The 20,885-nt window shown below is 64.2% G+C and carries 15 protein-coding genes and 1 pseudogene; 4 read left to right on the forward strand and 12 right to left on the reverse strand.

Going from position 1 to position 20,885, the window contains the following annotated elements; genetic code table 11:
• Nucleotides 1-332: pseudogene (locus tag BV95_RS24865) on the reverse strand (serine/threonine protein phosphatase); the annotation flags it as partial.
• A gap of 43 nt (nt 333-375) precedes the next feature.
• A complete protein-coding gene (locus BV95_RS10425; protein ID WP_234703145.1) occupies nt 376-2,592 on the reverse strand; it encodes a TonB-dependent receptor in 2,217 nt (738 codons plus the stop codon).
• A gap of 264 nt (nt 2,593-2,856) precedes the next feature.
• Here BV95_RS10425 and BV95_RS10430 point away from each other — a divergent pair, with 264 nt between their 5' ends.
• Nucleotides 2,857-4,128, forward strand: a complete 1,272-nt coding sequence (locus BV95_RS10430) for a spinster family MFS transporter (RefSeq protein WP_013849652.1) — start codon at nt 2,857-2,859, stop codon at nt 4,126-4,128.
• A 209-nt stretch (nt 4,129-4,337) separates the two neighbouring features.
• Here the strand turns inward: BV95_RS10430 and BV95_RS10435 are convergent, their stop codons facing one another.
• The 4 genes from BV95_RS10435 to BV95_RS10450 form a co-directional block, all read right to left on the reverse strand.
• Nucleotides 4,338-5,771: an aldehyde dehydrogenase family protein gene (locus tag BV95_RS10435; RefSeq protein WP_037451103.1), complete on the reverse strand. Its 1,434-nt coding sequence runs from the start codon at nt 5,769-5,771 to the stop codon at nt 4,338-4,340.
• An 11-nt stretch (nt 5,772-5,782) separates the two neighbouring features.
• Nucleotides 5,783-6,895 carry an NAD(P)-dependent alcohol dehydrogenase gene (locus BV95_RS10440; RefSeq protein ID WP_037451106.1) on the reverse strand — a complete coding sequence of 371 codons (1,113 nt, stop codon included), beginning with the start codon at nt 6,893-6,895 and terminating at the stop codon, nt 5,783-5,785.
• Complete coding sequence (locus BV95_RS10445; protein WP_051749704.1) at nt 6,892-7,797, reverse strand: alpha/beta hydrolase; 906 nt, start codon at nt 7,795-7,797, stop codon at nt 6,892-6,894. The genes BV95_RS10440 and BV95_RS10445 overlap by 4 nt, the downstream gene beginning before the upstream one ends.
• Before the next feature lie 121 nt (nt 7,798-7,918).
• Nucleotides 7,919-9,553, reverse strand: a complete 1,635-nt coding sequence (locus tag BV95_RS10450) for an AMP-binding protein (protein WP_051749705.1) — start codon at nt 9,551-9,553, stop codon at nt 7,919-7,921.
• A 110-nt stretch (nt 9,554-9,663) separates the two neighbouring features.
• Here BV95_RS10450 and BV95_RS10455 point away from each other — a divergent pair, with 110 nt between their 5' ends.
• Nucleotides 9,664-10,698, forward strand: coding sequence for an AraC family transcriptional regulator ligand-binding domain-containing protein (locus BV95_RS10455; protein WP_051749706.1), 1,035 nt, complete (start codon nt 9,664-9,666; stop codon nt 10,696-10,698).
• A gap of 111 nt (nt 10,699-10,809) precedes the next feature.
• Here the strand turns inward: BV95_RS10455 and BV95_RS10460 are convergent, their stop codons facing one another.
• Both BV95_RS10460 and BV95_RS10465 read right to left on the reverse strand, forming a co-directional pair.
• Nucleotides 10,810-11,586, reverse strand: coding sequence for a glucose 1-dehydrogenase (locus tag BV95_RS10460; protein ID WP_013849659.1), 777 nt, complete (start codon nt 11,584-11,586; stop codon nt 10,810-10,812).
• 1 nt (nt 11,587) lies between these two features.
• Nucleotides 11,588-13,393, reverse strand: a complete 1,806-nt coding sequence (locus BV95_RS10465) for a flavin-containing monooxygenase (RefSeq protein ID WP_037451109.1) — start codon at nt 13,391-13,393, stop codon at nt 11,588-11,590.
• 445 nt (nt 13,394-13,838) lie between these two features.
• Between BV95_RS10465 and BV95_RS22710 the strand changes: the two genes are divergently transcribed.
• Nucleotides 13,839-14,291 carry a DUF4334 domain-containing protein gene (locus BV95_RS22710; protein WP_051749707.1) on the forward strand — a complete coding sequence of 151 codons (453 nt, stop codon included), beginning with the start codon at nt 13,839-13,841 and terminating at the stop codon, nt 14,289-14,291.
• 147 nt (nt 14,292-14,438) lie between these two features.
• Nucleotides 14,439-16,712, forward strand: coding sequence for a TonB-dependent receptor (locus BV95_RS10475; RefSeq protein ID WP_037451113.1), 2,274 nt, complete (start codon nt 14,439-14,441; stop codon nt 16,710-16,712).
• Nucleotides 16,713-16,945: 233 nt separating this feature from the next.
• On the opposite strand, the gene BV95_RS10480 is transcribed toward BV95_RS10475, so the two are convergent.
• The 4 genes from BV95_RS10480 to BV95_RS10495 all read right to left on the reverse strand — a co-directional run bounded on the left by BV95_RS10480 (nt 16,946) and on the right by BV95_RS10495 (nt 20,879).
• Entirely contained in the window at nt 16,946-18,007 is a 1,062-nt protein-coding gene (locus tag BV95_RS10480) for an MBL fold metallo-hydrolase (RefSeq protein ID WP_234703146.1), read from the reverse strand.
• 11 nt (nt 18,008-18,018) lie between these two features.
• Entirely contained in the window at nt 18,019-18,753 is a 735-nt protein-coding gene (locus BV95_RS10485; RefSeq protein WP_037451119.1) for an SDR family NAD(P)-dependent oxidoreductase, read from the reverse strand.
• Nucleotides 18,754-18,886: 133 nt separating this feature from the next.
• Nucleotides 18,887-19,477, reverse strand: a complete 591-nt coding sequence (locus BV95_RS10490; protein WP_037451121.1) for a TetR/AcrR family transcriptional regulator — start codon at nt 19,475-19,477, stop codon at nt 18,887-18,889.
• A 1-nt stretch (nt 19,478) separates the two neighbouring features.
• Entirely contained in the window at nt 19,479-20,879 is a 1,401-nt protein-coding gene (locus BV95_RS10495) for an efflux transporter outer membrane subunit (RefSeq protein WP_037451124.1), read from the reverse strand.
• Nucleotides 20,880-20,885: the final 6 nt, after the last annotated feature.

Below are 20,885 nucleotides of genomic sequence, written 5' to 3' on the forward strand. Positions count from 1 at the left end.
GCGTCAAAGGGAAAGCCCGCATCGGTCTGATGCCGGAAATCGGTGTAATATTGGGTGTCGGGTATCACCGCGACAGTGAACTGCCCCTCCCCGGCATGCGCACAATATTGCGACGCGCCCACAAAGGCTGACAGCAAGAGCAGGACTTTCTTCATCGACATTGCTTCCATCTCCCTGAAGCGCGCCGTGTCGGATGTGACGCGGAACGCGCGCTCCAATTCCTTGATTGTCGTGTCAGCTTGTACGGAGCCCAGCTCCCCCATCCCGCACAAGGCTTTCAGGACGATTTCCAGCCGGATGGAATCATCCGGCTGGAAACCGCGGTAAATCAAATTGCCAAGGCAGTCGATCCGATATGATCGGATCGAAACTGCTTTAGAATTCGTATCTTACGCCACCGCCGAAGGTCCGAGGCGATCCCACCAGGCGTTGCGCCACGTTGCGATCGATCAGATACACTTCGTCCGTAAGATTGCGGATATAGGCGAACACCGACCATCCCTGATCGGACGACACTTCGCCGCGCAGACCGAAGACCGAGTAGGCGCCGACGCGTGACGTGGGCAGGTTGTTCAGACGCTTGAATTCGCTGCTCTTGTAGCGAGCATCGAGGGTCGTCGTGAATTCCAGCCCGCCGCCGATTTGCAGCTTGTGGATAAGGGAGGCGTTCGCACTCTTGTGCGGCGCCGCCGGAAGGTCGTTGCCTAGGTTGAGAGCAACCTGAGCCGGACTTCCGACGAAGTCCGTGATCTTGCTGTCCAGCAACGTGCCGCCAGCTTCGAGGCGCAGATTCTGCTCGTCATTGTTGATCAGATTGAAGCCGACCGAAATGTCCACGCCGTACAGGCGCGACTTGCCCACGTTGATGCGGACATTCGCAGGCGACGGCGGAACCACCGTGAAGCTCTGCAATTCCGAAAGGTCATAGTAGAAGGCATCGACCGAGGCGTAGAACTGGCTGTCGGTCGAAATCTTCAAGCCTGCTTCATAGGCTTTGACCTTTTCAGGCTTGAGCGGCAACGCCTCGACCTGGCTGAAGATGGAAGACCCGTCGAAACCGCCGGCCTTGTAACCCGTGCCGTAGGATGCGTAGACCTTCACTTCCTGGATCGGCTTGTAGGCAAGCGTCACGCGACCCGAAAGATTGTTGTCGCTCGTGCGATTGTTGAAAAAGACAGGGATGCCGGGGAACGCCAGCGCCGCGCGCGACACGCCATAGGGATTGTCGTCAGTCGTCGATCCCCAGAAATGCGCCTTGTCGTCAGTATAGCGAAGGCCGCCGGTCAGGGTGAACTTGTCGTCGATATGCCAGTCGACCTGTCCGAAAGCCGCGCGGCTCTTCCGCGTCTGCTTGTAATCGGTCAGCAATATGGTTCCCGCGACGTCCGTGACGTCCAGGTCAGTGACGAATTTGACCGTATCGTTGACGGCATAGCCGCCGACCACCCAGTCGACAGGCCCGATATCGCCGGAAAGACGCAGTTCAAGCGACTTCTGGCGCACCTTGTCGCGGAAGTTGAAGTCGAAATAGCGCAGCGGACTGCCGGCGGCACCCTCGACATAGCGCTTGCCATATTGATAGCCCACGATCGCGTTCAACTTGACATGATCGGTAAGCGGCTGATCCAGACCGAGCGAGGTGCCCCACATCCGCACGTCGCGAACCGGATAGCGGTTCGAATAGAAGGTGTAGGGATCGTTGTCCGGTTCAAAGAAGCCCTGGTTCGAAATGCCCTGGACGCTGTCGGTCGTCTGGTTTTCGCCCTGGTCGCGGCTGGCGAAGAATTTCAGCCGAAGCTTGCCGTCCGTCGGCATGTTCCACAGGGCCGTGCCGCGGACCGCCATCATGTCGCGATCGCCCCATCCGTTGCGAGCGCCCGGATTGGGGATGGGCGACGTATTCGGGATCGGCTGCAAACCGGCCAGGACGCCAGCGCCCTTGCCGTTCATATAACCGCCGCCCCAGTCGCCGAGAACGGCGATGCGCACGCCGACATCCTGCGTGATCGGACCGCCGACAGCGGCTTCGACGCGACGCCGGTCATAGCTGCCGATCTCCGCCGTCGCATAACCGTTCAGGGCATTGCCCGGATCGCGCGTGATGACGTTGATCACGCCCGCGGTGCTGTTGCGGCCGTAAAGCGTGCCCTGCGGTCCCTTCAGCACTTCGACGCGTTCCACGTCGAAGAAAGGAAGCGAAAGGAAGACGTTGGACGTCTGATAGACGTCGTCGACATGCAGCGCCGCCGAAGAGCTGCCGTTCGGACGATAATCGTCCGTGCCGCCCAGGCCGCGGATGGAGATGATCTTGGACGCCGCGCCGCCGAAGTCGGACGTGATGCTGACGCCGGGCGTCTGTTCGACCACGCCTTCGAAATCGTTGACGCCGCGCTCCTGGATATAGGTGCCGCTGAAGGCCGAGATCGCGGCCGGGACGTCCGACAGGCGGGATGCGCGCTTCTGCGCCGTCACCACGATGTCCACGGTGCTAACGGGAATCTTTGATGATTCCTGATTCTTGCCCGACTGCGCATAGGCCGGAGCCTGTCCCACCACGGCGATCGCCGCCACAGTACCAAGCATCCGCAGCATGCGGAATTTCACCCTCCTCGGCATCTCCATCTCCTAATATCCGTTGTATTATAGGCTTATCTGTTCAGACTCACCGCAACACGCCGCGGAGGGACGGACAAGTCTTCGCCCCTCCCCCTTTTGCCCGCGACGGCTGCGATCATTCTAATAATCCTCCCAAAATTAGGAGTCAACATAGATTCCAAAATAGCTTGCATCCAAAGGCAGCGGTCGTAAGATCATTTGGAACCCGCGACGAGGATCGCGGGGTCTAGGGGAATGAGGATGAGAGACCTGGCAAGTGACAGTGCATCGCGCGCTTATGGAGGCCGCACGGCCCTGTTCGCCATAGCTTTGCTGACAATGGTGAGCTTCTTCAATTACATGGACCGGATGGTCCTGGCCGTGGTGCTGGAACCGATCAAGCGCGAACTGGGGCTTTCCGATGCCCAGTTGGGCCTGCTGTCGGGCGTGGCCTTCGCCGTGGTCTATGCGTCCATGGGCATTCCGCTCGGCCGCCTGGCCGACCGCACGAGTCGCACGCGCCTTCTCGCGGCGTGCCTGGGCGTGTGGAGCGTCATGACCTTCGCGACCGGCCTGGCGCGCAATTTCAGCCAGCTCTTCCTGGCCCGCGTCGGCGTGGGCATTGGCGAGGCGGGATGCGCACCCGCCGCCCACTCGCTGATCGGCGATTATTTCCCCGCCCATCGCCGCGCGCTCGGCATCAGTTTCTTTCAGGCGGGCGGGATCGCAGGGGTCAGCATCGGCCTGATGGTCGCGGGCCTGATCGCCCACGCCTATGGATGGCGCGCCGCGTTGATGGTGGCGGGCCTTGCCAGCCTGCCGCTGCTGGTCCTGCTGCTGATGTTGCCGGAACCGGTGCGCGGCCTGGCGGGACATGGTCAGGACAATAAGGAAAGCCTCTGGGCCACGCTGGGCATACTCCTGCGCCGCCGCGCCTTCCTGCATCTCAATCTTGGCCTGGGCATCAGTTCTTTCGGCATCTATGGAATCGGCCAATGGCAGATGACGTTCCTTGTCCGCTCCATGGGTCTGGATCTTCGCGTCGCCGGTTTCTGGTCAGGACTGGCCCACGGCACGGGCGGCATCATCGGCGTCATCGGCATCGGCGCGCTGACATCTTATCTCATGCGGCGCGATCCCCGGTGGGAACTTTGGATTCCGACAATCGGGTACAGTGCGTCCGCCCCCGTCTTTGCCGCCGCCTTCCTCTGCACCGACTGGCGGCTCTGCATCGCACTGCTGACCGCGGGCGTCGGGCTTTCGCTGTCGACCAGCGGCGTCGCGCTTTCCGCGCTGCAAAGCTTCGCCGAACCCTGGCGCCGGGGCACGGCGGTCGCCATAGCGCTGTTCACCTCCGCGATGATCGGCCTTGGCCTTGGCCCCTACACCATCGGCATGATCAGCGACTTCCTCCGTCCGACGCAGGGCGATGAGAGCCTGCGCTACGCCCTCTTCATCTCCTGCGCCAGCCTCGCCTGGGCGGGCTGGCATTTCATGCTGGCCACCCGCTCCGCCGCGAAGGACCGCATCTGACGCATCAAAATCCTCCCTACGCGAAGCGTGGGGAGGGGGACCGCGCGAAGCGTGGTGGAGGGGAAATTCGGAGGTCGTGCCATTTCCCCTCCACCAGCCTTAGGCCGGTCCCCCTTGGAAAAAGATGAACTTTTCCCCACAACAACGAAAAGGGGCCGCCCGGCGCATCAGCCGGGCGGCCCCTTTCCTTTCCTGCTTCTCGCCGGTGGTCAGGCGGCGACGGGCGCCCGCTTCCGCCGCACGATGGTCTGGGCGCTGGTATATTCCAGCAGCCCTTCGACCCCGCCCTCGACACCGACGCCCGACTGCTTCATCCCGCCGAACGCAGCGGTCGGCGACAGATATTGGGTCTCGTTGACCCACACCGTCCCGCTCGCGATGCGCTGGGCGATCTCCAACGCCTTGTCCTCGTCGCCACCCCACACGGAACCGCCCAGACCATATTCGCTCGCATTCGCCCGCGCGATCACATCGTCATAATCGTCGAACTTGATCAGCGGCAGGACGGGGCCGAACTGCTCCTCCTGCACGATGCGGCTATCCTCCGGCGGATTGTCGATGATGGTGACCGGCACGAAATAGCCCGGCACATCGGCCTTCTCGCCACCGACCAGGAACTTATAGCCCTTGTCCTTGGCGTCCTGGATCAGTTCCAGCACGCGGCGATACTGTCCTTCATTATTGATCGGGCCGATCTGCGTCCCCTGCTCCGACCCGTCGCCGACCTTCACCGTCTTCGCATAAGCGGCAATCGCCTCCTTCAGCGGCTCATAGACATCCTTGTGGACATACATGCGCTTGGTGGCGATGCAGATCTGGCCGTTGTTGCGGAAGGCGGCCCAGAACAGGTCGCTCGCCACCTTCTCCACATCGACGTCGGGCATGACGATCGCGGCGTCGTTGCCGCCCAGTTCCAGCGTAACGCGCTTCAGGGTCGGCGCGGCCGATTCCATGACGCGGCGGCCGGTCGCCGTCGATCCGGTGAAGCTGATCTTGTCGAAGCCGTCATGGCTGGTCATCCACGGGCCGAGCGCATCGCCGCCGGAGATGATGTTGAGCACGCCGGCGGGAAGGATGTCCTTGACCAGTTCGGCGAATTTCAGCGTCGTAAGCGGCGTGAACGGCGAAGGCTTCAGCACCATCGTGTTGCCCGTCAGCAGCGCCGGGGCGACCTTGAACATCGCCAGGCTCAGCGGGAAATTCCACGGCGCGATGGCGCCCACGACGCCCAGCGGCACGCGGCGCGTTTCGCTATAGCGGTCGGCGCTGTCCTCATTGACCGTCACCGGCAGGTCCAGCGACGCCGCGCCCATCAGCCAATAGGCCGCGCCCATCACCTCTCGCTCCGCCTCGGCATGGGGCTTGCCCTGTTCGGACGTCAGCAGCCGCTTGAACCCGTCGATATTGGCCAGCAGCGCCTGCGCCATGGCGTTGAGCGCGGCCTTGCGCTCCGCAATGGGGGTCGCCGCCCAGCCGGGGAAAGCCGCGCGCGCCGCATCGACGGCGCGGTCCAGATCGCCCTGCGTCGCGTCGGGGACGCTGCCTGCGACCTGCTCGGTCGCGGGGTTGAGCACGTCGAACCGGGCGCTCCCGCTGTCGAGCCTGCCGTCGATCAGCATGGCATAGTCGCGGTCGAAATCCATCATTTCTCTCCTTACGGTATCAATACGACCTTGATGCATTCGCCCCGCGCCTGCGCGGCGACGGCTTCGTTGATCTGGGCGAGCGGGAAGGTCCGAATCAGCCTGTCGAAGGGGAAGCGCCCCTCGGCATGATAGGCGATCAGTTCGGGAATGAAACGCCCCGGATCGCTGTCGCCCTCGATGATCCCGATGATGCGGTGGCCCGGAGTCATCAGCCCGGCGATCCGGACGTTGAGCGCCGCGTCCGGCTTGGCCGGAACGCCGACCAGGCCGATGGCGCCATGGCTGCCCAGCGCGGCCAGCCCCGCCTCTATCACCGGCACGACCCCGCTCGTGTCGAAGGCGAAGTCGACGCCCGCCGGAACGATGGCGCGCAACGCTTCGGTCAGGTTGCCCGCCGTGGCGGGATCGATGACATGGGTCGCGCCCAGTTCCTGCGCGATCTCACGCCGCGCCGCCACCGGTTCGACCAGGATGATCGTCGAACAGCCCCGGATCACCGCGCCCATCACCGCCGCCAGCCCGACCGGGCCGCCGCCGAAGATCGCGATGCTGGACCCGGCGGGACAGGCGAGCGAATTCATCACCCCGCCCGCGCCTGTCTGGAAACCGCAACCCAGCGGGCCGAGCAGTTCCAGCGCGACCTTCGACGTGTCGACCTTCACCACATTGCGGGCGCGCGTCACCGTGAGGGCCGAGAAGGAGGATTGGCCGAAGAAATGCGACGTGACGCGCTCGCCATCCTTGGCATAGGCGGTCGAACCGTCCTCCAGCCGCACGCCCGCATAATTTAGCGGCACGAAATTCTGGCAATAGCTGGGCAGATGCTCGTCGCAGCGCGGGCAGGCGCCGCAGCTTGAAAAGCCGATGACGACCTCGTCCCCGATGGCCAGGCCCTCCACGCCCGCGCCCACCGCCTCGATCACGCCTGCGCCTTCATGGCCCAGCACGCCCGGAAGGGTGAAGGGCGCGAACTGATCGCGGAAGATGAGGTCCGTGTGGCACAGGCCGACGCCCGCGATGCGCACCCGCACTTCACCGGCGCGGGGTGCCTCCACCTCGATCGTCTCCATCGCGAAGTCGCCGCCGGGCTGGCGCACGACCGCTGCCGTCGCCGCGGTCATGCGCTTTCTCCCTTGCGCTGCCCGTTCGCGGCTATGAAGGCGCGGATCGCTTCCCTGCTCCGCGCAGCGGCCTGGGTGTTCGGGAACAGGGTCAGGAACGCATGGAACGCCCGTGGCTCCTCATGCCGGGCCACCGGAACGCCCGCCCGCTCAAGCGCGTCGGCATAGCGCGTCGCCTCGTCGGCGAACAGGTCCTGCCCGCCCGTTACGACCAGCGCGGGCGGCAGGCCGTCCAGCCTGCCCGACAGGGGCGCGAACCGGATGTCGGCGCGGTCGCCGGGACTCGGCACGTACAGGTCATAATAGGCCGCTATCTCCTCCCGTTTCATCACGGGCGGCACGAAGGCGTTCATCGATGCGCTGTCCGCATCCCCCGCCACGGACGGATAGATCAATATCTGCCCGTCGATGGCGGGGCCGCCATGATCGCGGGCCAGTTGCGCGACCACTGCGGACAGATTGCCGCCCGCGCTGTCGCCCAGCAGGAAGAGGGGACCGTCCACCTCGATGGAGCGGACCATGTTCCAGGCATCCTCGACCGCCGCCGGGAAGGGATTTTCCGGGGCCAGCCGATAATCGACGGAAAAGACGCGATATCGGGTGCTTTCGGCCAGCGAGCGCGCGAAATGGTCGTAATCGTCGACGCTGCCCACGGTCCAGCCGCCGCCATGAAACAGGACGATAGCGCCCGGAACCGCATCGAACGGCGTGTAGTCGCGCACGGAAACGCCGCCCATCTCCCGATCCTCGACGCCCTGCATTTCCGGCCCGCCCTTGGGCGAAAGCTGCGAAAGCACGGCCCGTATCAGGCCCACGTCGCCGCTCAGGATGCTGGGTCCGGTTCCGGCGGCCATGGCCGCGGCGATGGCATCCATTTCCGGATCGATTGCAGGCCCCGTCATTGGAAGATACCCGTGATCGCCGCCTGGGGCGCGACGCGCAGATGTCGGATCGTTTCGGCTGTCATCATCCTGCTCACTGACATTCTCTCCAATTTCCGCATGGCTCTTCCCATGTCCATGGTCATTGCGACTGTTCCTTCTCGGAAGCGCGCATCAGATATTTCTGGACCTTGCCGGACGGCGTCATCGGCAGCGCCTCCACGAAGCGCACGACCGACGGCGCCTTGAAATGCGCCAACTGGCCCTTGCAATAGGCCGCCACGTCCGGCACCGCCAGGGTGGAGCCGGGCGCCCGCACGATCCAGGCGCACACCGCTTCGCCGAATGTCGCGTCCGCCACGCCGATGACCGCGACATCGCTGATCTCCGGATGGGTATAGAGATATTCCTCGATCTCGCGGGGGCTGATATTCTCCCCGCCGCGAATGATCATGTCCTTCGCGCGGCCGGTGATCCGGACGAATCCTTCCTCGTCGATCGACGCCAGGTCGCCCGAATGCATGAAGCCGTCGGCGTCTATCGCCGCTTCGGTCGCCTTGGGATCGTTCCAGTAACCGCTCATCACCGAATAGCCGCGGGTGCACAATTCGCCTTCGACGCCCCGCGGCACGACATGCCCGGCTTCGTCGACGATCTTGATCTCCAGATGGGGCATGACCCGGCCCACCGTCTCGATCCGCGCCTCCAGCGGGTCGTCGGGCAGGGTCTGCGTGCTGACCGGACTGGTTTCCGTCATGCCATAGGCGATGGTGGTATCGCCCATATGCATGCGGTCGATCACCCGCCGCATGACCTCCACGGGGCAGGTCGCGCCCGCCATGATCCCGCCGCGCAGAGAGCGAAGGTCATAGGCGTCGAAATCCGGCACGGCGAGCATCGCGATGAACATGGTCGGCACGCCGTAGCAGTGGGTGCACCGCTCGCCCTCGATGGCGCGAAGGCTGGCCACCGGGTCGAAACCCGGCGCCGGATAGACCATCGCCACGCCATGGGTGACGCAGGCCAGATTGCCCATCACCATGCCGAAACAATGGTAGAGCGGCACCGGAATGCACAGCCTGTCGCCTGCGCGCAACCCGGCCCGCACGCCGACCGCCGCGCCATTGTTCAATATGTTGCGATGGGACAGGGTGACGCCCTTGGGCCGCCCGGTCGTGCCGCTGGTGAACTGGATGTTGACGGGATCGCGGGGATTGGGGGCCACATCGTCCAATATGGCGGTGTCGGCGGAAAATATATCCTCGAAACGCAGCCAGCCTTCGGGCGCCGGTTCATCCAGCATGACCCGCCATTCCAGAGCAGGAGCATCGATCTGCGCCAGTTCCTCGGCATAGTCGATATCCTTGAACCCCTTGACGCTGATCAGCGCCCGCGCCTGCGACAGCGCCAGCACATGCGCCAGTTCCTGGCGGCGATAGGCGGTGTTGAAGGTGACGAAGATCAGCCCGGCCCGCGCCGTCGCGAATTGCAGCAACGTCCATGCGGCGCAATTGGGCGCCCAGATCGCCACCCGGTCCCCCTCGCGCAATCCCAGATGGAGCAGGCCCGCCGCCAGCCGGTCGACGCGCGCGTCGAACTCGGCGAACGTCCAGCGCGCGCCCTCCGCGCAGGATATCAGCGCGTCCGCTTCCGGCCATTTCGCCGCGGCCTGCCGCAGCGCTTCCCCGATCGTGATTTCCAGCAGGGCGTCGTCGCGGCTGCCGACGACATGAGCGCTCCGCGTGTCGCCCAGGGGATTCCCGATGCTCGTCGCCATCGCTCTCTCCTCGTCATGAATATTATGCGGGGGATATTGATCGAAAAGGCGGCACATTATCTTGACAGATTGCACCTCTATCATGACAATTCACGCCAAGGGAGACGATCGTGGCCGATGCCGACGCCGATGCTGGAGCCCTGCGCCAGTTTATCAGTTTTGCGCGAACCACCGGGTTGAATCTGGATGCGATTCTGGATGCGGAACTGCGCGCCATCGCCGCCGCCGCCCCGCATGCCGAACGCGTGCCCGCCCACGCCATCGTCGACATGCTGCAAATCTGTTCCGCCGTCGCCAGGCGGCCCGATCTGGGCGTGTCCTTCGCGCAATGGGGGAATATTCGCGGCTATGGCCCGCTCAGCCTGTTGTGGGACCATTGCCCGACCATGGCCGACGCGATCCGCGTGAACGCGCGCTACGGCGATCTGGAAAGCCGGGCGCTCGCCTCCTCGCTGGAGGAGGAGGCTGGGGAGGTCGCGATCCGCCATGTCCTGCTCGTCCCGGCGCGCTATGGCGGCTCGCAGTTCATCGAATCGATCCTGCTGCTCTCGACCCGGCTGGGCCGCCAGATATTGGGCGAGAGCTGGTGCCCGCTCCGCGTGGAATTCCAGCATAGCGCGCCCAGCGACTATCGCATCCATCGGCGGCTGTTCCGCTGCCCCCTCGAATTCGGCGCTGAACGTTCCGCCGTGGTCGTCAGCCGCGAAGACATTCATCGCCCGACGCCCCACGGCAACGCCCATCTGCTCGCCTTTCTGGAACAGCATCTCGAAACGGTGCGCCGGTCGATGCCGGTCGATTTCGTGGGTCAGGTCGATCAGCTCATCGCCGCCAACCTCGCCTCCGGAGAGGCGACGATGACCCATATCGCCATGCTGCTGCGCGTCAGCCGCCGCACGCTGCAAAGGGGCCTGGAACAGAATGGCACGAATTTCAGCGAAAGGCTGGAAGCGGCGCGCCGCCGGGTGGTGGAGGATTATTTCCGGACCGAAAGGCGGCCCAACCTGACCTTGCTCGCCTACCGGCTGGGATATAGCGACGCCAGCGCGGCCTCCCGCTTCCTGCGGCAGCATATGAACGCCGGCGTCCGGCAGTTCGTCCGGCATGAAACGGAAAAGGATGCGGAAGGCGTCCCGCATCCATAGCCGCCATGGCGGCTGCGCCCTTCCGCCATGCCGGACAAGTCCCGCATGACGGAAGGGGCTTTCAGCTATCCATCCACCCGACGATAGCCGAAGCCGAATGGCGAGCCATCCTCAGGCGGCGCAGAATCCGCCGTCGACGATGACCTCCGTGCCGGTGACGTAACGCCCGTCGTCCGAAGCCAGATACAGGCAGGCGGCAGCGATGTCCTCGGCCTTTCCGGGCACGCCCATCGGCACGGCGAAGGCCGCCATCGGCCCCACATCCATTGCCTGGGGGCCGACCGGCGCGCGCCGCTCGTCCGCTTCCGTCGCGTGGAAGATCGGCGTGTCGATGATGCCCGGATGCACCGAGTTGACGCGGATATTGTCCCGCGCCGACGCGCATTCCAGCGCCACCGCCTTGCTGAAGAAGCGCACCCCGCCCTTCGCCGCGCAATAGGCGGAAAGCGCCCGCTGCCCGGTGATCCCCGCCATGGAGGAGATGTTGACGATGGCCCCGCCGCCGCTGCGGCGCATCAGGGGGATGGCCGCCCGCGTGCCCAGGAACACGCTGTCCAGGTCGACCTCTATGCAGCGCCGCCACTGGGCGTATGTCAGGTCGGTGACAAGGCCGAACATCGAAATGCCCGCATTGTTGATCAATATGTCCAGCCGTCCCCAGCTTTCTTCGGCATGGCCGACGACTTCGGCCCAGCGCGCTTCGTTCGCGACATCCTGCAACAGGAACTGCGCGTCCCCGCCGATGTCGCGGGCGACGGCCGCGCCTTCGTCCGAAATGTCGGTCAGGATGACCTTCGCGCCTTCCTGCGCGAAGCGGCGCGCCGTGGCTTCGCCCAGGCCGCTCGCGGCCCCGGTGACGATCGCGGTTTTTCCTTCAAGTCGACCCATGTCACACAATCTCCAGTCCGGCGCGGTCGCCAGCCGCGCGCCAAGCCTTCAGCAGCGCCGAAAAGGCAATCGATCCATCGGCATAAGTGTCGATAAGCAGCCCCTGGTCAATATCCCCGTCGCCGCCATAATAGCCCGGCGTGCAGGTCGCCAGGAACCGGCGCACGCGCTGCGACTTCTCCCGGATGGTGCTCACCCATCCGTCGACCGCCTCGCTGGTCGCCTCTATGCGGGTCTTGCCCTCCGCGCGCGCCGCCGCGATCAGCGCGGTGATATGCTCCGCCTGTTCCGCCAGCATGTCGGTGACGTTCGGCTTGAAGCCGTTCTGGCTCAGCCCCAGCATGAAGAAATTGGGGAAACCGTCCGTGAAGAAGCCGTGGAAGGTGCGCATGCCCTTCGCGAAATGCTCGGTCATGGTCTTGCCGCCGCGTCCGCGCACTTCCATCGCGGCGCGCCGGGCATAGCCGGTGCCGGATTCGAACCCGGTGGCGAAGATGATGCAGTCGACCGGATATTCGACGCCGTCGAACACGATGCCGTTTTCCGTGATCCGGTCCAGCCCGCGCCCCTGCGTGTCGACCAGAGTCACGTTCGGCTGGTTGAAGGCCTGCAAATAAGTGTCGTGGAAGGTCGGCCGCTTGCACATCATGCCGTACCAGGGCTTCAATCCCTCGGCGGCTTCCTTGTTGGTGACGATGGCGTCGACGCGGGCGCGGATATTGTTGCCCTTGCGGAAATCGGCCAGCTCGGTGAGCCGGGCCAGCTCCTCAGGGGGCACCGACGTCGGATCTTCCGGCATCCAGGACGACACCATGTCGCGGAACAGGTCGGTCCAGCCGTCCTGCACCAGATCGACCGGGGCGCGCTGCCCGGACACCAGAATGTTGAAATTGTCCATCCGCTCGCGCTGCCAGCCCGGCTTCAGGCTCTTCGCCCATTCCATGTCGGTCGGGCAATTGCCGCGCACATCGACAGTCGAGGGCGTCCGCTGCACCACATAGAGATGCGCCGCGTCGCGGGCCGTGTAGGGAACGCACTGGATGGCGGTCGCGCCGGTGCCGATGATGGCCACCCGCTTGTCGGCCAGGCCTGTCATCCCGCCCCGGCTGTCGCCGCCGGTATAGGCATAGTCCCACCGGCTGGTGTGGAAAGTATGGCCCTTGAACTGGTCGATGCCGGGAATGCCGGGCAGCTTGGGGCGGTTCAGCGGTCCCGACGCCGACAGCACCCAGCGCGCCTTGATCGTGTCGCCCTGGTCGGTCTTTGCCACCCACTGCGCGGACGCATCGTCCCATTCCACGTCCACCACCTGCGTCTGGAACAGGGCGCGGGAATAGAGACCATATTGCTCCCCGATCCGCCGGGCATGCGCGAACAGTTCAGCCGCATGGGCATATTTCTCGGTCGGGATATAGCCGGTTTCTTCCAGCAGCGGCATGTAGATATAGGATTCGATGTCGCACTGCGCGCCGGGATAGCGGTTCCAATACCAGGTGCCGCCGAAGTCGCCCGCCTTCTCGACGATGCGGATGTCGGTGACGCCGATCTTGTGCAGTTCCGCCGCCGCCAGAAGCCCGCCGAAGCCGCCGCCGATCACCAGCGCCTCGACCGTCTCGTCCACGGCGTCGCGGACCAGTGGACCGTCGACATAGGGATCGTCGATATAGCGGCTGAAGTCGCCCTTCACCTCGATATACTGTTTGTTTCCCTTGGGATTGAGGCGCTTCGCGCGCTCCTCCGTATATTTCCGGCGAAGGAAATCGACGTCGATTTCCTCATGGGACATGTCCTGCGGCAAGGTAGCCATTACCCTCTCCTTCCGTTTCTCGTGTCGGTTTGGCTAGCCGACCTGGGATGGACGTTACGGGGGATAAGAGGTGACATCTTGTCAAATCACGCCATTTAAATGACGGATAACGTCAATGTGAGGCCTATCCATCCGGCCTGCATGACGGTCGTCCCGATCCGCTTCCGGCCGGCGGCATGTTCGCCCCGCCCTCCCGGCCCCGCAGCGGCCGATAAACGGCCTCCGCGACTCCATCGGGAAGCATTATTGACTCCATATCGGCAGGATATCGAGAATATTATTCTTTACATTACAGGCGACCTCCATATTCTGGAAGCGTTAATGACTCCCGAATCAAGGCCGCGCCCGTCGTGGCCGGCCGTTCGAACATTTCGACAGCATTTGCGGCGGAGGGCGCCGCCACGCGATCCGACCGTCATTCAAAACAATCCGGAGAGGAAGAGCCATGAGTGCAACCCAGGAACTGACCGCCCAGCAACGCTTTGTCGAAATGGTCGATAAGGGCGAACTGGCGGATTACGACACGATCAAGCCGCTCTTCCTGGAACTGGAGGGGGCGACGAACGAATTCATGTTCGGGCAATGGCGCGGCGGCAATTTCCGCGGCGAAACCATGGTCAGCAACTTCTACGGAAAGCGCTTCAATACGCCCGAACATTGCGAACCGATGCTGCGCACCGACGATGAAGGCAATGTCTATGCCTGGGGCGACTGGGGCGAGGCGCGTCTGCGCGAAGTGAAATATTGGGACAAGGTCCAGTCGACGGTCATCTATGACGACCAGCCGCTGATGGACTATTTCCGCAAGGTCAATGACGATCTGGTGATCGGCCTTGGCGACTGGAAGGGCAAGGCCAGGGGTTTCTTCTGGCTCATCCGGGACAGGCAGGCCGCCTGAACCGACCACCGGCAAATTGAAGAAATGAGGTGAACTACCGCCTCGCGGACGCGCAAAGGCGCGCCGCGGGGAGAGGGAAGACGTGTGTCGAAAGCCGGGCGGCCGGTGAACGCCGTCCAGCCACTATCAGCAAGGGAGATGGATGATATGAACAGGCTTATCGGGTCACTCGGCGCGGGCATGGCCGCGCTGGCCTTCGCGCAGGCAGGCGCCGCCCATGCGGCGGAAATGGCGGACGCGGCGCAATCCGAAACCAGGGGCGACGCAAGGACAGAGGGCGCTGCCGAAGGTTCGGGCGAGATCATCGTCACCGCCCAGAAAAAATCCGAAAGCATCCGGGAAGTGCCCGCCACCATCCTCGTCAAGGACAGCGACCAACTCATCAACGCCGGCATCCGCTCGCCCACCGACCTGGGCAACGCCTTCCCCGGCCTGGTCTTCACCCGGCTGGCGACATCGGCCCAGCCCGCGATCCGCGGCATCACCAGCACGGCGGTCAGCAGCACCGGCGGCATAGAACAGCCGGTCGCCATCTATATCGACGGCATCTACAGCGCGTCCCAATCGAACAATCTGGCCTTCGACCCGACCATGGTGTCGCGCATCGAAGTGCTGAAGGGGCCGCAGGGCACCGTCTTCGGCCGCAACGCGGTCGGCGGCGCGATCCTGGTCTATTCCCGCGATCCCGACCTCAAGGATTTGAAGGTCGACGGATCGGTGACGCTGAGCCGCTTCGGCGGCGGCACGTCCACTGCCGCGACCAATAACGAGCAGCGCCTGTTCGTCAGCGCGCCTCTGGTCAACGACCGGCTGGGCTTCGCCTTTTCGGGCGTGCGCACCTTCAATGAAGGCTATCTCACCAACATCAGCCCCGGCGCCAACGGCAGCCGCTATGGCCGTTCGCTCACCGAAAATCTCGCGGCGAAACTGTTGTGGGAACCGAACGCCTTCATCCGCGTCTCGCTCAGCGGCCGATACAGCCATATCGACATCGACTCCGTCAGCACGATCCAGAACCGCGCGTCGCGCGCGCTGCAAACCGACGGGAACGGCGCGCTCGTCTATCCCGACACGGTCATCGGCGAAAAGCCCTGGCAGGTCGCGTTCGACGTTCCCGGCCCGAACAAGCTCAAATCCTATGCCTTGACGCTGCGCGCCGATTTCGACAGCGACATCGGCAAATTCACCTCCCTGACCGGTTATCAGCGGATCATGCCCTATGGCCGGGGCGATGCGGAAGGTTCCTGGTCGCCGACCTGCCTTGCGCAGCGCCGTTGCCAGGATCTGCGCTGGTATTATCGCCAGCCGCTGTTCCTGTCGCAGGAGTTCAACTACGCTTCCCGCGACTTCGGTCCCTTCTCCTTCATCGCGGGCGTCTACGGCCTGCATATCGTCAATGAAACGGAGGCCAATCTCTGGGGCGACACCTTCCTCGCCCTCTCCCGCGCCAAGACCGACTCCTTCGCTGTCTATGGCGAGGGCACGTTGAAACTGACCGACAGCCTGTCCGTTCTGGCGGGCATCCGCTATTCGTTCGACCGGCAATCATTGCAGGGCACCAATATTCAGAACGAGCCGTTCACCCAGCCCAATGAGAAAAGCTGGAGCGCCGCGACGAGCCGCCTCGGCATCAAATGGGCGGTCACCGACAGCCTGAACTTCTATTCGACCTTCAGCCAGGGCTATAAGAGCGGCCTGCTGTCCTATTCCTCCTTCAACCAGGTCGTGAACGGCGTGGTCGTGCCGCGCACGCCCGGCGCGCCGGTCGATCCGGAACATCTCGACGCCTATGAAGCGGGGTTCAAATATGCCGACCGGGGGCTGGCGCTCAACCTGTCGGGCTTCTATTATCAATATCGCGACCTTCAGGTCCAAAGCTATTCCAACAATCTGATCGTCACATCCAACGCCGCGAAGGCCAGCATCTACGGGCTGGACTTCGACGGATCGGTCAAGATCGCGCCGGAACTCAGGATTTCGGGCGGCGGATCATGGCTGCCCCGCGCCAGATATGACAGCTATGCGGCGGCGCAGACCTTCCCGCTGATCAATGGTCAGCCGGTTTCGACCAATGCCGACGCCAGCGGGAGAAGGCTGATCCGGTCGCCCAAATGGATATTGTCGGCGGGATTGGACTATTCGCCGGAGATTGCGGGCGGGCAGGCCGATTTCAACATCAGCTATAATTATTCCTCATCCTATCATCATGATGTGATGGGCTATATGCAGCAGGATAAATATGGCGTCTGGAATGCGTCGGCCGGCTTCACCCCGCAGGGCAGCAATGTCCGCGCCACCCTGTTCGTCCGCAACCTGACGAATAGCGCCTATGCGGCGGGCGCGGCGGTCAACGACAATGGCCAGGGCGTCGCCTTCGCCCCGCCCCGCGAAGTCGGCGTGACGCTGGGCTTCAAATATTGAGGCAATGGCTATTAGCCGACATTAAATCCTCCCTACGCGCAGCGTGGGGAGGGGGACCATGCGAAGCATGGTGGAGGGGAAATGGCGTGACCTGCGCATCTTCCCCTCCACCAGCCTTCGGCCGGTCCCCCTCCCCATCTGTCGATGGGGAGGAATAGGACAGGTCCGCTCTCCACCCCAATCCCCCGTCAGGCAAATTTTGAATTTGCACACACACCCTAGAGCGCGCCGCATCACCCCGTCTGAGGCGCGCTTTCCTTTTCCAGCGCGCGCCACCACCGGATGCCGCCCGCATCCACCTCGTCCGACACGAGCCCGCGAGTCCGCAGGCAGGCGAGATGCGCCAGACTCTCCCCCGTGGCGAGTCCCAACAACCGGCGATCGATCTGCCGCTTGAACAGCGCCGGAAAGACGTCGATGGCCCGCGACGGCGTCTCCAGAAATTCCAGCAGCCGAACCAGCGCGACCTCATGCCCGTCGATCAGAGCCTGGATGCGCCCATGCAGGCCATGGAACGGCTTGCCATGGGACGGCAGGACCAGCACATCGTCCGGAACCCTCCGCCGCACCGCGTCCAGCGTTTCCAGCCACTCCGTCAGCGGGTCGGCTTCGGGTTGCAGCGGCTGCACGGACACGTTGGACGAGATTTGCGGCAGCACCTGATCGCCCGATATCAGCAGCTTGGCCTCCGGACAGTGAAGCAGGGCATGTTCCGGCGAATGCCCCTTGCCGATGACGACCACCCATTCGCGGTCGCCGATCATGATCCGCTGCCCGTCGTCCAGCGCGTGGAAGCTGGCGGGCAAGGGATAGAGCATCTTGCCGAAATCCCCGAACCGCGCCCGATAATGGTCCAGCGCATCCTCATCCCAGCCCGCCGTCCGGTAAAAGCGTATCGCCTCCTCCGGCGCCTCCTGCCCGGTATAGGACGCCAGGACGCGCAGCGTCAGATATTCCAGCCGCGTCATCCACAGCCGCGCCGGCTGCTTCTGCGCCAGCCACCCGGCCATGCCGCTATGATCGGGATGCAGGTGGGTGACGATGATCCGCCGCACCGGCCGCCCGCCCAGCGTAGAGGCGAACGCCCGACGCCACGCAGCGGACGTTTCCGTCGTCCGCAGTCCGGTATCGACGATGGTCCAGCCGTCGCCGTCCGCCAGCGCCCACAGGTTGATCGCCCCGATGCTGCCGCCCATCGGCATTCTCAGCCAGAATATGCCCTCTGCGACCTCGGTCGCGGTCCCATCTCCTATTTCCGGCTCTTCCAGAGGCGGATAATTCACCAACTCGTTCATCATATCCGGTCTCAAAAGGCTTCGGCCCAGGGCCGCAAATCGACTTCCTGCGTCCAGGCGGACCGATGCTGCCCATGGACCTGAAACGCCGTCTCGGCAATGGCGTCGGGGTCGAGCAGACCGTCCTGTCCCCGTTCCTCCCGCAAATTGGGCATGGCCGCCAGCAGGCGGGCGCCGTCGATGCCGCCGTCGATGATCAGATGCGCGACATGGACGCCCTTGGGCCCGACTTCCCGCGCCAGGCTTTGGGAAAGGGCGCGGACGCCCGCCTTGGCGCTCGCGAAGGCGGCGAACAGCGCCTTGCCGCGCAGCGATCCACTCGCGCCGGTGAAGATGATCGTGCCGCGCCCACGCGGCACCATCCGCCGCGCCGCCTCCCGCCCGGTCAGAAAGGCCCCAAGCGTATGTTCGCGCCAAAGCTGCTCCAGATTGGCGACCTCCAGATCCAGGAAGGAATCGCGCCGGTTGGTTCCGGCATTATGGACGGCCACGTCGATCGGCCCCCATTTCTCCGCCTCGGTAGCGAAGCGGACAGCATCCTCCTCGACGCTGGCGTCGCCGATGATCGCCTGCGCCTGTCCACCGGCCCGGCAAATATCCTCCGCCGCGGCTTCCACCTTTTCCAGCGTCCGGCCCGCCAGCGTCACGCGATAGCCCGCCTTCGCGAAGCGGCGGCCATAAGCCGCGCCAAGACCCGCAATCGCACCGACGCCGACGATCAGCGCGCTTCGTTCCGTATCGGCCATATAGGGTCTCCCGTTTCAGGATGGTGTCGGCGAATTTCCCGCCGCCTTGAAATCGCTTCGGCGTTGCCCGCGCCAGGGGTGCTGCTCCTTGGCACATGATGCAAAGGGCGACGACTGGCAAGTGGCCGCCGTATCATTTCATGGCAAGGCCAAGACGTTCCTTCAGATTATGCCGCGATGCACTCAGAATGGCCAATGCCCGATCCTTGTCCGACATCACCCTGGCCATCGCCATCGTGCCGATCATCTCGGCCATGACGGAAGAAGCCAGACCCTCCGCATCGCGCACGCCGCTGCTTTCCAGGGCGCGGCGGATGCCGTCCCGGAAAGTGTCCAGCCCGACCTCGAACCGTTGGCGCGCAGCCTTTGGGAGGCGGCTGGCTTCGCCCGAAAGCGTCGGCAGGGGGCAAGCCTGCTCCATCCGCAGCATGGCATGTTCGGAAAGATAGAAGTCGATCAGCGCCGCCAGTCCGTCGGCATCCGGCTTTTCGCCCAGATATTGGCGCAATATCGCCCTGCTGTCGTTGAACATCCGATCAACGGCATGGGCGACCAGATCGTCCCTGGACGCAAAATGCGCGTAGAAGCCGCCATGGGTCAGCCCGGCGCGCTTCATCAGATCAGCGACGCTGATCCCCTCATGCCCCTGGACTCGCATCGCCATGGCAGCCTCTTCCAGGATGCGTTTCCTCGTTTCCTCCTTCTGCGCAGCACTGCGTCGCATATCAAATCTCCCGATATCCTCCACCTAAAGCCCTTATGGCCGCAACCGATGCACGGGCGACGCCCGCCCGCGCCTGTTCCAGCCTGCTGGATGCGTCGAGCACCGCCTGATCCGCATCCAGCACATCCAATAACGCCACCGCGCCATTTTCATATGCATGCCGCGCCTGATCGCGTGCAATCGTCAAGGCGGCCACCTGCTGTTCCAGCTTGTCGATCTGGACCCTGCCCTCGCTCAACTGGACAAGGGCGGTTTCCACATCCTCCGTCGCCCGCAGCACCGACGAACGGTAGCGGGCAAGCGCCTCAGCTTCGCGACCCCTTGCCTGCGCGACATCGGCATCGATCCGCCCGAAATCGAACAGGCGCCAGCGTATTCCCGCGCCGCCGCTCGCCTGCACCGAACCGCCAGTGAACAGATTGCTCGTACCCAGACTGATCACGTCGAACAGGCCGGAAAGCGTCAGATGCGGATAATATTCGGCCATGGCGGCCCCGATCCGCGCATTGGCGGCGACGAGACGACGTTCGGCCGCGACGATGTCCGGGCGCCTGCGCAGCAACTCGGCCGGATTGGCGTCTCCCCTCGGCAACAGGGCGCCGGGGGTGGCGGCGGCGATGGACAGTTCCGCCCGGTCGGTTCCCGCCTGCTGGCCCATGAGGATGTCGAGCCGGTTCATCTGCGCCGCGATGCCGGCGCGCAGGGGCGCTATCGACGCTTCCACGCCGCGCTGTTCGCCCAGCACGCGGTTCAGTTCGCGTTCGGCGGCGATCCCCTGCCCTACGCGCTGCCGGATCAGGTCGACGAGCGAACTCTCGATGCCGACCTGCTTTTCCGCCACGGCAAGTTGCGCCTGAAGGCCACGCATGTTGAGATAGGCGTCCACGACCTCCGCCACCACGCTCAGGCGGACCGCTTCCTGATCGGCCAGATTGCCCGCATATTCGGCCCGCGCCGCGCGGCGCTCGCCCGACAGGCCGCCGAACAGGTCGATTTCCCAGCTTGCCTGCGCGCCGACGTCATATTGTTCGTAGTTGCGGGGCATTCCCAGCCTTTGGGCGACCCTGCCGATGGACGAATGGGTCGATTGCCGGTTCGCGGCGGCGGACGCCCCGCCGTCCAGCGTCGGCAACAGCGCCGCTCCCGCCGCTCCGGCGGCCGCTCTCGCCTGCGCGACGCGGGCGGCTGCGACCGCGAGATCGAGATTCTGGGCGAGGGCTCGATCAACGATCCTGTCGAGCAGGGGATCGTTGAATTCGCGCCACCAATCCGTCTTCGCCTGTTGAAGCGAGGGCTGAGCGGAAAATTGCTCCGTCAACCGGACATCGGGTCGATGATAGGCCGGGCCGGTCGCGCAGCCGCCGACGGAGAGGGAAAGCAATAATATGGACAGGGTACGCATGGACAT

Source organism: Sphingobium chlorophenolicum (assembly GCF_000722875.1).
Lineage (GTDB): Bacteria > Pseudomonadota > Alphaproteobacteria > Sphingomonadales > Sphingomonadaceae > Sphingobium > Sphingobium chlorophenolicum.

Coding starts and splice junctions, on each gene's coding strand:
- BV95_RS10425 (WP_234703145.1), bottom strand. CDS start 2,592: ATGCTGCGGATGCTTGGTACTGTGGCGGCGATCGCCGTGGTGGGACAG.
- BV95_RS10430 (WP_013849652.1), top strand. CDS start 2,857: ATGAGAGACCTGGCAAGTGACAGTGCATCGCGCGCTTATGGAGGCCGC.
- BV95_RS10435 (WP_037451103.1), bottom strand. CDS start 5,771: ATGGATTTCGACCGCGACTATGCCATGCTGATCGACGGCAGGCTCGAC.
- BV95_RS10440 (WP_037451106.1), bottom strand. CDS start 6,895: ATGACCGCGGCGACGGCAGCGGTCGTGCGCCAGCCCGGCGGCGACTTC.
- BV95_RS10445 (WP_051749704.1), bottom strand. CDS start 7,797: ATGACGGGGCCTGCAATCGATCCGGAAATGGATGCCATCGCCGCGGCC.
- BV95_RS10450 (WP_051749705.1), bottom strand. CDS start 9,553: ATGGCGACGAGCATCGGGAATCCCCTGGGCGACACGCGGAGCGCTCAT.
- BV95_RS10460 (WP_013849659.1), bottom strand. CDS start 11,586: ATGGGTCGACTTGAAGGAAAAACCGCGATCGTCACCGGGGCCGCGAGC.
- BV95_RS10465 (WP_037451109.1), bottom strand. CDS start 13,393: ATGGCTACCTTGCCGCAGGACATGTCCCATGAGGAAATCGACGTCGAT.
- BV95_RS22710 (WP_051749707.1), top strand. CDS start 13,839: ATGAGTGCAACCCAGGAACTGACCGCCCAGCAACGCTTTGTCGAAATG.
- BV95_RS10475 (WP_037451113.1), top strand. CDS start 14,439: ATGAACAGGCTTATCGGGTCACTCGGCGCGGGCATGGCCGCGCTGGCC.
- BV95_RS10480 (WP_234703146.1), bottom strand. CDS start 18,007: ATGAACGAGTTGGTGAATTATCCGCCTCTGGAAGAGCCGGAAATAGGA.
- BV95_RS10485 (WP_037451119.1), bottom strand. CDS start 18,753: ATGGCCGATACGGAACGAAGCGCGCTGATCGTCGGCGTCGGTGCGATT.
- BV95_RS10490 (WP_037451121.1), bottom strand. CDS start 19,477: ATGCGACGCAGTGCTGCGCAGAAGGAGGAAACGAGGAAACGCATCCTG.
- BV95_RS10495 (WP_037451124.1), bottom strand. CDS start 20,879: ATGCGTACCCTGTCCATATTATTGCTTTCCCTCTCCGTCGGCGGCTGC.